This is a genomic window from Mesorhizobium sp. B2-6-2 (assembly GCF_006440615.1).
Classification (GTDB): domain Bacteria; phylum Pseudomonadota; class Alphaproteobacteria; order Rhizobiales; family Rhizobiaceae; genus Mesorhizobium.
Genome location: NZ_VFUG01000004.1, coordinates 107,973 through 120,272, shown reverse-complemented (window position 1 = coordinate 120,272; position 12,300 = coordinate 107,973). Strand labels below are relative to the sequence as shown.

At 63.4% G+C, this 12,300-nt stretch carries 11 protein-coding genes; 10 read left to right on the top strand and 1 reads right to left on the bottom strand.

Features of this window, described 5'->3' with window-relative positions; all coding sequences use genetic code 11:
* The first annotated feature begins 126 nt into the window (after positions 1 to 126).
* The 3 genes from FJ419_RS11070 (at position 127) to FJ419_RS11060 (ending at position 2,677) form a co-directional block, all read left to right on the top strand.
* Positions 127 to 585 (top strand): invasion associated locus B family protein, encoded by a 459-nt coding sequence (locus FJ419_RS11070; RefSeq protein WP_140542703.1) that lies wholly within the window; start codon positions 127 to 129, stop codon positions 583 to 585.
* Between the two features lie 531 nt (positions 586 to 1,116).
* A complete protein-coding gene (locus FJ419_RS11065; RefSeq protein WP_140691384.1) occupies positions 1,117 to 2,061 on the top strand; it encodes an alpha/beta hydrolase in 945 nt (314 codons plus the stop codon).
* Between the two features lie 76 nt (positions 2,062 to 2,137).
* A complete protein-coding gene (locus FJ419_RS11060; protein ID WP_140630438.1) occupies positions 2,138 to 2,677 on the top strand; it encodes a hypothetical protein in 540 nt (179 codons plus the stop codon).
* A gap of 12 nt (positions 2,678 to 2,689) precedes the next feature.
* On the opposite strand, the gene FJ419_RS11055 is transcribed toward FJ419_RS11060, so the two are convergent.
* Complete coding sequence (locus FJ419_RS11055) at positions 2,690 to 4,744, bottom strand: N,N-dimethylformamidase beta subunit family domain-containing protein (protein WP_246679179.1); 2,055 nt, start codon at positions 4,742 to 4,744, stop codon at positions 2,690 to 2,692.
* A 213-nt stretch (positions 4,745 to 4,957) separates the two neighbouring features.
* Here FJ419_RS11055 and FJ419_RS11050 point away from each other — a divergent pair, with 213 nt between their 5' ends.
* The 7 genes from FJ419_RS11050 (at position 4,958) to FJ419_RS11020 (ending at position 12,047) form a co-directional block, all read left to right on the top strand.
* Positions 4,958 to 5,731, top strand: coding sequence for a glucose 1-dehydrogenase (locus tag FJ419_RS11050; RefSeq protein ID WP_140691378.1), 774 nt, complete (start codon positions 4,958 to 4,960; stop codon positions 5,729 to 5,731).
* A gap of 189 nt (positions 5,732 to 5,920) precedes the next feature.
* On the top strand, positions 5,921 to 7,243 hold the full coding sequence (gene hisD, locus FJ419_RS11045) for a histidinol dehydrogenase (protein WP_140691375.1): 1,323 nt from the start codon (positions 5,921 to 5,923) through the stop codon (positions 7,241 to 7,243).
* A 14-nt stretch (positions 7,244 to 7,257) separates the two neighbouring features.
* Positions 7,258 to 8,283, top strand: coding sequence for an alcohol dehydrogenase catalytic domain-containing protein (locus FJ419_RS11040; protein WP_140692418.1), 1,026 nt, complete (start codon positions 7,258 to 7,260; stop codon positions 8,281 to 8,283).
* Between the two features lie 31 nt (positions 8,284 to 8,314).
* Positions 8,315 to 9,046 (top strand): histidine utilization repressor, encoded by a 732-nt coding sequence (gene hutC / locus FJ419_RS11035; protein ID WP_140691372.1) that lies wholly within the window; start codon positions 8,315 to 8,317, stop codon positions 9,044 to 9,046.
* Positions 9,047 to 9,360: 314 nt separating this feature from the next.
* The gene (locus tag FJ419_RS11030) at positions 9,361 to 10,362 is read left to right on the top strand and encodes an ABC transporter substrate-binding protein (protein WP_140691369.1); all 1,002 of its coding nucleotides are present in this window, start codon (positions 9,361 to 9,363) and stop codon (positions 10,360 to 10,362) included.
* Between the two features lie 151 nt (positions 10,363 to 10,513).
* Positions 10,514 to 11,254, top strand: coding sequence for an ABC transporter permease (locus FJ419_RS11025; protein WP_181170680.1), 741 nt, complete (start codon positions 10,514 to 10,516; stop codon positions 11,252 to 11,254).
* A gap of 10 nt (positions 11,255 to 11,264) precedes the next feature.
* The gene (locus FJ419_RS11020) at positions 11,265 to 12,047 is read left to right on the top strand and encodes an ABC transporter ATP-binding protein (RefSeq protein WP_140691366.1); all 783 of its coding nucleotides are present in this window, start codon (positions 11,265 to 11,267) and stop codon (positions 12,045 to 12,047) included.
* Positions 12,048 to 12,300 lie beyond the last annotated feature (253 nt).

Sequence of the window (12,300 nt, the reverse complement as noted above, 5' to 3'; positions counted from 1 at the left end):
GCCGGCTACAGGCGCCGAAGTTGTAATGCGAGAATTGGAGCTATATTAGTGAATTTTAATGTACAGAGGCGATCAGGATATTTGGCCGCCGGCCTCAGCGCGGTTTTGTTGCTGACAGGTCCTGCCATGGCTGAAGATGCCAAGCCCGCCGAGACGAAGCCGGCCGACGCCAATCCCTGGGTGGTCAACTGCTCCTCAGGGTCGACCGGAACGGAGCTGCAATGCCAGGTCTCGCAGAATCTTACCGAAGCCAAGACCGGCCAGCGGGTGCTGACCGTGACCGTGCGCGGTCAGCAGAACGCCGCCGGGTTTGCCATGCTGCTTGCCCTGCCGCACGGGCTGTTCCTGCCTTCGGGCGCCTCGTACCAGATCGACAGCGGCAAGAAGGCAACCGTGGCCATCCAGACCAGTGACCAGAACGGCGCCTATGCCGCGGTGCCGCTGGCGCCCGAGCTGGTCAAGGCGATGCGTTCCGGGACGACCCTGAACATCGGCATGGAATCGGTGACGCGCAAACCGGTGACCATTCCGGTTTCGCTGAAAGGCTTCGGCGCAGCGATCGACAAGCTCGAAGCGACCAAATAGCGCACTGTAAATTGCTCAGTCGCAAGATCGAACCCGGCTGGAAGCTATACGAAAACAGCCCCGCACCTCGCTGTCATCAATATGCTGGCAGATAGCTTTGCGAACAGGCCAGCAGCTTAGTCGGTCCAGACACCAAATCGCGGTCGCAGAGCCGAATTCGACCGGCAGATCGTCAGGGCCGGATGCAAAGCCGGCTCCTCATCACGCCGCCTGACTGTGAAGTTCCGCTTCATAGCCCATTGACGTTATCGCCAATAGTCGATCGCGGGCAGCGGCCTTAGATCTGGCGGGCAAGTCTGGACGCACGCCGCAATTCGGCAGTGCGGCGCCATCGAGGCCCAGATACGCGATGTTCAGGAGAGCGACACCATGCGAGATGCGACATTTTCCCGACGCGACGTCCTTTGGACCGGTGCGCTCACCATCGGGGCCGCTTTCGCCGGGCCCCTTGGGCTCGCCGCCGCGGAACGCGGCCGAGGCCCGGAGCCGGCGTCCTGGGTGGATTCGGCGACACCCGAGGTGACGCATCGCATGATCGAGACGAACGGCATCCGCTTGCATGTAGCAGAACAGGGTGAAGGTCCGCTCGTCATCCTCTGTCATGGCTTTCCCGAATGCTGGTATTCCTGGCGCCATCAGCTTGGCGCGCTGGCGAAGGCCGGGTTTCGCGCCGTGGCGCCCGACTTGCGCGGCTATGGGCGGAGCGATCGTCCGGAGGAACTCGAGAAATATACGATCCTCCATGACATCGGCGACATGGTGGGCCTCGTCGACGCTCTGGATGCCAGACAAGCGGTGATCGCCGGCCACGACATCGGCGCCGCGATCGCCTGGCAAACGGCGCTTCTACGCCCCGACCGCTTCCGCGCCGTGATCGCGTTCAGTCCGCCGTACCGCTCGCGCGGATTCGGCGACGCCGGGCCGCCGACGACGCTGATGCCGCGAACCCAGGACGCCTTGTTTTACCAGCTCTACTTCCAGAGCCCGGAGGCCGAGGCGGCGCTCGGTCGCGATCTTCGTCGCACCTTCCGCTCCATGTTCTACTCGCTTTCGGGCGACAGCCCGCCATCGGCCAACGCCGGCGGATTCGCCGCGGGGATGGTTCCCCGGAACGGGGATTTCCTCACAAATCCGGCGTCCCTGCCTTCCTGGATCAGCGAGTCCGACATCGACGTTTATGTCGAGACGTTCGGGCGGAGCGGATTCCGCGGCGCCCTGAACTGGTGGCGCAACATCGACCGCAGCTGGGAACTCATGGCCGCCTTCGGCAAGGCCGAGGTCGCCGTTCCAGCGCTCTACATCGCGGGCGACCGCGATATCATCCTTGACGTGTTTCGACCAATCATCGCCAAGCAATCGGCGCTGGTTCCCAAGATACGGCCGGCGATCATCCTGCCGGGTTGCGGCCATTGGACCCAGCAGGAACGTGCACCGGAGGTGAACTCGGCGATGATCGACTTTCTTCGCAGCCTATAGCCGAGGAAAGGTCGGCTCGGCATGCCGCGGTGTTCGGGCCGCGGTCTCGTGAACGAAACCCAACGAGGGAGCTCGCATGTCACCGCAAATCGTGTTCCTGACCCATCTCATCTTGGGTTATATCCCGTGGCTGCTTTGCTTCGGCGCATATATATGGCCGAGGCTCAGGGCGATGGATCATTTCGATGCGCAACGGGCCATCGCGGCCCTGCACAGCTTGCGCCTCTTCGGGCTCGCCTTCCTCCTTCCTGGCGTGGTTGGCCCCAATCTGCCTGACGGCTTCGCCACCTTCGCAGCCTATGGCAACTTCGCAACCGGGGCGCTGGCCTTGCTGGCGCTGCTCACGATCAGGGTGCGACCGTTGTTTTGGCTGCTTGTCATCGCCTTCAATCTCGTCGGGGTGGCGGACATCGCCGTCGATTTTTATGACGCGGTCCGGGTCGATCTTCCTGCAGTCGCTGGCGAACTCGGCGCCATGTACGCATTCCCGGTCATCTACATGCCGTTGCAGATGATCACGCACTTGGCCGCTTTCTACCTGCTTGTGCGTTCTCGGTCGAACGCCGTTTCCTCTTTCGTCGGCGATGCGCCCGCATCACCGGCCCGGAGGAACTAAAAGGCCATGGCGTCACGACGGAGGGCGATCGCTCGGCGTCGGAGTTGGCCTCCTGCTTTGCAATGCCGAGAGACGGTTAAGCAGGTTCAGGGTGATCCTCCCCACGTCGTTCATTGCTTTGCCGGCAGGCAGCGCGCCGCACCAGGCGACCGAACTCGCTGAAAAGATCAGGCCACCCGCAGCAAGATTTCGTAAGGTCATTTCGGCGCAGCGACGCCCGGCGCGCTCTTCATCCCCGCCCGCGTACCAGCGCGAGGGATCCTGGAAGAAGCCAGCCGGAAAGTCCGTCGCGCGGGCGATCACGATAGTGTCGGCCGACGTGCCCAGGGCCGGGTTCGTCGCATCCACCTCGTAACCCGCGGCGGCACCCAATACGATGCCTTCCGAACCGAAGGTTTCATCCTCGATGCCTTCAAACAGCCATGCGCATTCCGGCGCGTGGCTTTCGGGCGTTCGCGTGAACGGGCGCGCGCCGTCGAAACCCATCAGCGAAATCGCGCCGCCGACCAGTGAAAACTCGCCGCGGCCGCGAGAGCGAAGGTGGCCGCCAGGCTCGTTGGTTATCGACAGATATTGTTCGCTGACGGGGCCGTCCCATGTGCGGCCGGGTTCCAGGGGCGAGCGGCGCAGTTCCATCAGATCGTCCTTGAAGGCAACCGTTCCGGCAAAGCCGTTTCCGCCGAGATAGGCGATGCTACCGCCCTCGGCCGCAAATTGCCGCAGCGCCCCTTCCATGTCGGTCGACATGTATTCCGGATGGCTTCCGGTCACGACGGCCCGATGCCCGCGGAGAGCCTCGATCCCCCGCCGATGCAGATCGTGATCGGTGACGATATCGAGCGCTATGCCGTTCTCGTCGCAGAATCTGAGGAAATGCAGATCGACCGGCAAGTTGTGAGGACAGCCGCATAGCGGGTAGTTGTAGTCGTCCCGCAATGTCACCTTGGGTTTGCGATAGGAGCAGATCGACACACCGCTGAGATCGGAGTGATAGTCGTAGAGCGACTTGAGGCTGTTTGCGATGGCAAAGCGGTGTCCGCGGTCGTCGCACTTCCATTCATAGAGATGGTCGGGGAGATACTCGTCCGCGTAAGCGAGATAGGTCGCGGTCGGCAGCAGATAAAGCAGCGGTGAGGAGGCACGCGCGGTGGTGACGAAGAACACGATGCGCTCGTAGCCGCCGTCCCATTCCACCTGGAAAGCGTATACGCCCGGCTTCGCATTCTCGGGCACCGCGGCACGGTGGGAAGCGGGCCAATCGAGCGGTCCCATGTCATCGTCATGGCAATGGACGGCATCGTAGTGCGAAGGCACGAGCCGGGGGTCGAAGCTCGATCCGTCCCAGCGCGCCGATGTCACGCAGAATGTAGGTTGATTGATCGCATCGAGCGCCAGCGGAACCGGTCCGCCTGACGACGGGATCGGTCCCGTCGGCAGCAGGGTCGGGAAATCCCAGGCGATTGGCCCTTGGGAAGTCTCCAGCCGAATAGCTGCAAATCTCGCATTGAGGGTCAGCTCGCTTCGAGAGCCGCTCGCGCCGAAGAGGATGTCGCGCCCTTGTGGATGCCATTCGGCGTCGCGCAGGCGCCGCTTGAATTCGTAAGGGGCGAGGAGGTCGTGAGATTTCAGCGTGAAGAACGGCTCCTCCTCATGCATGCCGAGCTCGACTGTCAGCCAAACCCCTTGCGGAACCGGCGCAGACAACAGACGATCGTTCCGCGTTTCCAAGGCGATCGCCCCATCGCGAAGGCCCAGCAGAAAGGAGCCCGCTTCCAGGATCGTGCGCGGCCCCGTATTGCGGGTGAGAAACAGCTCAAAGCGGATGCCCTTGACAGCAGGCGCCTTTGCAAGCTCCTCGGCGCGCAGGCGAAGGTACGATCCATGATCGAAGCTGCGATGGGCGTCCGGCTCGGATGTCGCCTCGACTGGCCAATCCTCAAAGTCCGCGGCTTGCGTGTCCAGCCGGCATATCCGCACGCTCTCCACCGGCCGGTTGCAGGAGAGGGCAAGTTCCACCCGCTGGCCGGGCCCTACGCTCCAGGGCATGGCATAACCGGCAGCGCTCATCGCTCCATGGTCAACCAAGCGGCGCATCGATCGTGCCTCTCAAATCCATGAAAGACGGAGCGACTTCGCGGTCTCGGTTCCAGATCGACCGGTTGTCGCGCATGCCCTCAACCACTACCGCAACCCAGTTGATTTGTATATGCTTGTATAGGTAAGTTCGATCCACTAGACTCAAGGCGAGATCGCTACGCCGGCCGTGCCAAGGAGGATCGCATGCGCAACGCTCCGCTCTTCGACCTGTCGGGCCGGAAAGCGCTTGTCACCGGCGCAAGCCGCGGCATCGGGCGTTCCATTGCCGAGGCGCTGAGCGCGGCCGGCGCCGATGTCGCCGTCACGGCACGCAGCCTTGCCTCGCTTGCGGAGACGACGGCAGCCATCCGCGCCGCCGGCGGGGTGGCGCATGCCATCGCCCTGGACGTCACCGATGTCGGCCGCTGCAGGGCGGCGACGGCCGAGGCCGCCGGCCTGCTCGGCGGTCTCGATATTCTCGTCAACAATGCCGGGATGGAGGAAGTCCGCCCCTCGCTCGATGTCGACGAGGCACTTTGGGACCGGATCGTCGACACGAATCTCAAAGGCGCATTCTTCTGCGCCCAGGCCGCCGCGCAGCACATGAAGGACGCCGGCTGGCCGGGCGTCATCATCAATCTTTGCTCGCTCACCTCCGAAGTCGGGATTCCGACGGCTGTGCCCTATGGCTCGTCGAAGTCGGGCCTGCTCGGCATGACGCGCGCGCTGGCGGCCGAGTGGGCGGATCTGGGGATCAGGGTCAACGCCATCGCCCCCGGCTATTTCAGGACGGCAATGACGGAAGTGTTCTACGGCAATGAGGCATGGCGGCAATCAATGCTCGCCAAGATCCCGCAACACCGTTTCGGCGACTTGTCGGACCTGCACGGAATTGCGGTATTCCTCGCCTCCGATGCTTCGGCCTACATCACCGGTCAGTCCATCCCCGTCGATGGCGGCTTTCTCGCGTCGATCTGAGTGGCCTTCGATCAGCTATGCTCGAGTTGGCAGGATCCAGAAAATGCTGGCAGCCGTTATACGTACATGTATATACTTTTACAGGCTGGCATTACCTGCGGTCCTTGCCCGTGTTGCCGGTCTCACGGTCTTCCAGGCGTGTGACTGGCCATCGCCAACCGCCACTGCGTTCCAGGAGAAGGAGCAGCCATGTCCGATATCAGCTTCCACGACCTGTCGACCCTCGATGCCGACCGGCGGGCCAGCCTTTTGAGGCGCGCCGAAGCCGATCTTTCGGTTTTCGTCGAAAAAGCCCGTCCGATCATCGAGGCGGTCAGGACCGAAGGTGACGCCGCCCTGCTTCGGTTCGCGCGCGAGTTCGACAAGGCCGATGTGGCCGATGGCGGGCTCAAAGTCTCGGAAGCGGAGTTCGACGCGGCATTCGACAAGGTCGAGAAGGATGTCGTGGAGAGCATCCGGTTCGGTATCGAGAACATCAGGCATTTCCACGAGGAGCAGCGTCCGGAAACGATGTGGCTGAAGGAAATCCGGCCGGGCGCCTATGCGGGCGACAGATACACCCCGATCGCCTCCGTGGCGCTTTACGTTCCGCGCGGCAAGGGTGCGTTCCCGTCGGTGACGATGATGACCTCGGTTCCGGCTGTGATTGCCGGCGTGCCCCAGATCGCGATCGTGACGCCGCCGACTTCCGATGGGTCCGTCGATGCCGCGACCCTGGTCGCCGCACGCCTCGCCGGCGTCGAGACTGTATACAAATGCGGTGGCGCCCAGGCGGTCGCCGCCGTCGCCTACGGCACCGAGACGGTGAAGCCCGCCGTCAAGATCGTCGGGCCGGGCAGTCCCTGGGTGGTGGCGGCAAAGAGCCTTCTGTCCTCGGTCATCAACACCGGCCTTCCGGCCGGCCCTTCCGAAGCCATCATCTTTGCCGATGACAGCGTCGATGGCGGCCTTGCCGCGCTGGACCTTTTGATCGAAGCCGAGCACGGGCCGGATTCCTCGGCCTATCTGGTGACGCACAGCCGCAAGGTCGCCGAGGCCGCGCTTGCCGCGCTGCCGCAGCATTGGTCCCGCATGACCGAACAGCGCGTCGAATTCTCGCGCGCGGTGCTGACCGGAAAGCGCGGCGGCATCGTGCTGACCGCGTCCCTTGAAGACAGCTACCGCTTCATCAACGACTATGCCCCGGAGCATCTCGAGATCCTGTCGAAGGAACCGTTCGCGCATCTCGGGTACATCACCGAAGCGGCCGAGATCCTCATGGGTCCGCATACGCCGGTGACGCTCGCCAACTTTGTCCTCGGGCCCAATGCCGTGTTGCCGACCAGCCGGTGGGCGCGAACGTATGGGCCGCTGGCGGTCACGGATTTCGTCAAGCGCTCGGCAGTCGGTTATGTGACGTCGGCGGCCTATCCGGAACTCGCCCGGCATGCGCGCACGCTCGCCCGCTACGAAGGCTTCAGCTCGCATGAAAATGCGGTGTCGGAAATCCGTAGCCGCTATCTCTCGGTCTGAGGGAAGCGATGACGATGAAGGCCGCGCGACTTTACGGACCCGGCGACTTGCGCGTTGAGGATATCGCCGCCCCGGGCGTCCCCGACGCGGGCTGGGTGAAGCTCAAGGTGGACGCCGCGGGCATCTGCGGTTCCGACCTGCACAATTTCCGCACGGGCCAATGGATAAGCCGCTCGCCTTCGACGGCCGGCCATGAATTGACGGGCACGGTGATCGCCGTCGGAGAGGGCGTCGACACCATCGCCATTGGCGACCGGGTGGTCGCCGATTCCCGCTTCTGGTGTGGAGAGTGCACACAATGCCGTGCCGGCAGCCGCCATCTCTGCACGTCGCTCGGCTTCGTCGGCGAAATATGCGACGGCGGATTTGCCGAACAGGTGGTCCTTCCCGCGCGCCTGTTGCATAGCGTCGATGCCGCGCTTGATGCACGGGTAGCGGCGATGGCCGAGCCGCTCGCCGTTGCGCTGCATGCGGTGCGACGCCTGCCGAAAGCGGAGGCCTCGGTGCTTGTCCTCGGCTGCGGGACCATCGGCGGCCTTGCCGCGTTGCTGCTCTCGCGGGCGTTCGCGGGCACCGTGCTGATCGTCGACCATAACCAAGGCCGCTGCGCTCGCGTTGCGCGCGTGACCGGCGCCACGATCGTCGACCTGGACGCGGACGCCATTGCTTCAGCGACCGCGAATGCCCCCTTGCTTGCGGCCGTCGAGGCGACAGGCAGCATCGCCGCGCTCAGTCGGTTACTGGGTGTTCTCGGCCCGGGCGGCACCATTGCGATGGTCGGCATCTTCCACGGCCGGCTCGACATCGACCCCAACCTGCTGGTCGAGCGGGAGATCGCGTTGCTGGGCTGCCACGCCTTCGCCGACGAGCTTCCCGATGCCATCCGGATGCTGGGTGAGCTGAGCGAGCGGCTGATCGGCCTGATTGACCGCGAGATCGGCCTGGATGAGGTCCCCGCGGCCTATCGGCGGCTGCTGGAAGGCCAGGGCGACGGCTTGAAAACAATCATCCGGATGCGGCAACCGCTCGAGCATTCCTGATTTCCGATGCTTGCCGGAAAGGACATCTGAAATGAACACTTTGCCCGATACGGCCAGCCCTCTCTACGAGAAGGTCAAGGACTACATCCTGACGAACATCGGAACCGGCCGGTGGAGCAAGGACCGCAAGCTGCCGTCCGAAAATGAATTCGTGGCAGCGCTTGGCGTCTCCAGGATGACGATCCACCGTGCCTTGCGGGAACTGACCTCGGCGGGATTTCTGATCCGGCTGCAGGGCGTGGGAACATTCATCGCGCCGCCGCGGCCGCAATCGGCCCTGATCGAGATCAACAATATCGCGGCCGAGATCCTGGCACGCGGCAACAAGCATCGTTCCGAGGTTCTCGTCCTCGAAAAAATCATGCCGGCAAAGGAGCTTGCGCTGTCCTTCGAATTCGCCAGGCGTTCGTCGGTCTACCATTCCGTCGTCGTCAATTTCGAGAACGATCTGCCCGTGCAGTTGGAAGAGCGCTTCGTCAATCCAAGCCTGATACCCGACTACGACAAGCAGGATTTTTCCAAGACCGCGACCTACGACTATCTGATGCAGAAGACACCGGTGACCGAGGTCGAGCATATCATCTCGGCAATCCCGGCCGATGCCGAGACGGCGCGGCATCTGGGCATCGATGCCGGCAGCTGCTGCCTGCTTCTGCACCGCCGGACGTGGACGGGAGCGATCGTCGCCACCATCAGCAAGCTGACCTATGTCGGCAGCCGCTATTCGCTCGGCAGCCGGTACTCTCCTTCCAAAAGCGGCTGATCGCGGCAAGGCGAGCCCTGTTCCGGCGCAAATCGCGTGACGGACTTCCTGGAGGCGATCGATCGAACGCCTTGTGGCGAACGGATGCGGCCCGATACCCCGGAAGCCGCGGATTCAGCTGCTCCAGCTTGTATATGCATGTATGTATTTTCGCCTTGACATTCACCGCCGCTGACGTTGAGTATCCTTGCGCTTCCGTCGAAGCGGCAGGTGACACGCCGAGCCACAGTGCCGCAAGAGCATAAGCCCGCATTCTCATCCAGGCCGGATATGCAGTTCAAAGAGCGGCGCGATCATAAAGGGGAACAGAGATGATGCGTAACCTAGCAGGACAATTTCGTGCACTCGCCGTGGCCGCCGCCATCGTGTTCGCCCCGGCGGCCTATGCCGCCGACACGGCCATTCCCGCGACGCCTGAAGCGGGAACCTTCAAGATCGGCATCGAGCCATGGCTCGGCTATGGCCAATGGCACGTCGCCGAGGCCAAGGGCTTGTTCAAGGCAAGCGGGTTGTCGGACGTCCAAATCGTCAACTTCGCGGAAGACAAGGACATCAACGCCGCGCTCGCGAGCGGCCAGCTCGATGCCGCCAACATCGCGACCCATACCGCGATGGGTATGGTTGCGGCGGGCCTGCCGGTGAAAATCGTGCTGCTGCTCGATGTCAGCATGACGGCCGACGCCATGATCGCCGGCAAGGATATTTCCTCCGTCGCCGATCTCAAGGGCAAGCAGGTCGCCTTCGAGGAGGGCACGACCAGCGATATCCTGCTCAAATACGCCCTTGCCAAGAACGGCCTGTCCATCGCCGATGTGCAGCCGGTGCCGATGCCGGCGGCCGACGCCGGCAGCGCGCTGATTGCCGGACAGGTCCCGGTCGCGGTCACCTACGAACCTTATCTCACCGCGGCCAGGGCGCAGAACAAGGACGTCAAGCTGCTCTTCACCGCCGGCGAGGATCCCGGGTTGATCAGCGACGTGCTTGTGGTGCGCGACGAGGTGATCAAGTCGCGACCCGGCCAGGTGCTTGCCATGATCAAGACCTGGGATGCGGCCCTGGAGGACTATAACGGCGATACCGCTGGCGGCCGCGCCATCATTTCCAAGGCGGTCGGTTCCAGTGTCGAGGACCTCAACACCGCCTTCGACGGCGTGCGCTATTATTCTCTCGCCGAGAACAAGAGCGCTCTGACCGGCGAGTTCTCCACCAAAACGTTCGCCGACGTCGAAGCCGCCGCCAAGAATGCCGGGCTGCTCCAGGCCGACGTGACGCCGGAGCAGATGATCGACCCGTCATTCGTCAAGGCCGCGGAATGATGAAGGCTGCGTCGCGGTGGTAGCGCGGATGTCCGAGCAGCGTGCCGCCAAAACGAGCCAGTCCGGCGCCGCGCAAGGACCGGCTGCGCGACCGGTGCCGCGCCGCCGATCCTCCGGAATCGGCGCGCCCATCACACGGTCGCGCTTCCTGATGATCGCCGTGGTCGTTTTTGCCGGCCTCGGCCTCGCTTGGTGGGCGGCAACGGGGTTGGAGCTGGTGAAGCCCATCTTCCTGCCCTCGCCGGAAAGCGTGGCGGGGCAGCTCGGCAAGCTCTGGAGCGACGGCACGCTGTGGCTGGACCTCAAGGCCTCGATATACCGCATCTCCATCGGCTTCCTGATCGCCTCGGCGCTGGCGATACCGATCGGCGTGCTGATCGGCAGCTTCAGGGTCTGGGAAGCTGCTGTCGAGCCGCTGGTGGATTTCATCCGCTATATGCCGGTGGTCGCCTTCGTGCCGCTTTCCATCCTCTGGTCGGGCACCGGCGACGCCCAGAAGTTCCTGATCATCTTCATCGGCACCTTCTTCCAGCAGGTCCTGATGATCATGGACAATGTGAAGCGGGTTCCGACGGATTTCGTCGGCCTCGGCAGGACGCTCGGCCTGCCGGACCGCAAGATCCTGACGCGCATCGTGGTGCCCAGCGCGCTGCCAGGCATCTGGGATACGCTGCGCATCAGCCTGGGCTGGGCGTGGACCTGGCTCGTGCTGGCTGAGCTCGTCGCGGCGACGTCCGGCCTCGGCTACCGCATCACCGTGTCGCAGCGTTATTTCCAGACGAACACCATCATCGGCTACATCCTGCTCTTGGGCGTGCTCGGTCTCATCACCGACCAGGTGATGAAGGCGCTGGGAAAGGTGCTGTTCCGGCAGGAAGGCCATGCGCAATGAGGTTCGGCCGATGAGCTTGCCCAAACTTCGCATCGAAGGCCTGCACAAGAGCTTTGGCACCGGGGAGCGGCGCACGCAGGTGCTGCGCGACATCAATCTCGATCTTGCCGACAACGAGTTCGTCTCGCTGGTGGGCACGTCGGGTTGCGGCAAGAGCACGCTGCTGTCGATCGTGGCCGGGCTGCAGGATTTCGACGCGGGCGAGCTCGACATCGACGGCTCGCCGATCCTCAAGCCCGGCCTCGACCGCGGCGTCGTCTTCCAGTCCTACACGCTGCTGCCTTGGCTGACGGCGCAGCAGAACATAGAATTTGCCCTCAAGGCCGCCGGCCATGATCGCTCGACCTGCCGCAGGATCGCGCGCGAGCATCTCGACCTCGTCAAGCTTCCGCACTGCGCCGATCTCTATCCGTCGGAACTGTCGGGCGGCATGAAACAGCGCGTCGCCATCGCGCGGGCGCTGTCCTACCGGCCCAAGATGCTGCTCATGGATGAGCCCTTCGGCGCGCTCGACGCCTTGACCAGGCACCAGATGCAGGAGCTGCTGACGCAGATCTGGGAAGAGCACCGGCTGACCGTGCTCTTCGTCACCCACGACGTGGAGGAGGCCGTCTACCTGTCCGACCGCATCGTCGTCATGGGGATCGGCCCGGGACGCATCATGCGAACCTTCAACGTCGACATAGAGCGCCCGCGCCGGGAAGAGATCATGGAGAGCGCGGAGTTCATGGATCTGCAGCGCAATGTCCACAAGGCGATCCGCGAAGCTTCAAGACGTCCAGAGATGGCATGAGGCGAGCCAGCCTTGCCGGACGTCTGCTGAATCGCCCCTCTGCGACTAACATAATCCTCATCCGTCAATAGCTTACGAAGCGGTTCGCCAAAGTTGACAAGAGCCCGCGGGCGGCGGTGTCGCAGCTTCCGATTGGGCGGAATACGCCAAGCAATTCCAAGGGCGAGGCATGTCAAATAAAGGGCGAGCCTTTGCGCGTTCTTAAGCGCTCGCCGGCGTGCGGATAAGATTCGATCTGCGCGTCGGAACAAAT

Coding starts and splice junctions, on each gene's coding strand:
- FJ419_RS11070 (WP_140542703.1), top strand. CDS start 127: ATGGCTGAAGATGCCAAGCCCGCCGAGACGAAGCCGGCCGACGCCAAT.
- FJ419_RS11065 (WP_140691384.1), top strand. CDS start 1,117: ATGATCGAGACGAACGGCATCCGCTTGCATGTAGCAGAACAGGGTGAA.
- FJ419_RS11060 (WP_140630438.1), top strand. CDS start 2,138: ATGTCACCGCAAATCGTGTTCCTGACCCATCTCATCTTGGGTTATATC.
- FJ419_RS11055 (WP_246679179.1), bottom strand. CDS start 4,744: ATGAGCGCTGCCGGTTATGCCATGCCCTGGAGCGTAGGGCCCGGCCAG.
- FJ419_RS11050 (WP_140691378.1), top strand. CDS start 4,958: ATGCGCAACGCTCCGCTCTTCGACCTGTCGGGCCGGAAAGCGCTTGTC.
- hisD (WP_140691375.1), top strand. CDS start 5,921: ATGTCCGATATCAGCTTCCACGACCTGTCGACCCTCGATGCCGACCGG.
- FJ419_RS11040 (WP_140692418.1), top strand. CDS start 7,258: ATGAAGGCCGCGCGACTTTACGGACCCGGCGACTTGCGCGTTGAGGAT.
- hutC (WP_140691372.1), top strand. CDS start 8,315: ATGAACACTTTGCCCGATACGGCCAGCCCTCTCTACGAGAAGGTCAAG.
- FJ419_RS11030 (WP_140691369.1), top strand. CDS start 9,361: ATGCGTAACCTAGCAGGACAATTTCGTGCACTCGCCGTGGCCGCCGCC.
- FJ419_RS11025 (WP_181170680.1), top strand. CDS start 10,514: ATGATCGCCGTGGTCGTTTTTGCCGGCCTCGGCCTCGCTTGGTGGGCG.
- FJ419_RS11020 (WP_140691366.1), top strand. CDS start 11,265: ATGAGCTTGCCCAAACTTCGCATCGAAGGCCTGCACAAGAGCTTTGGC.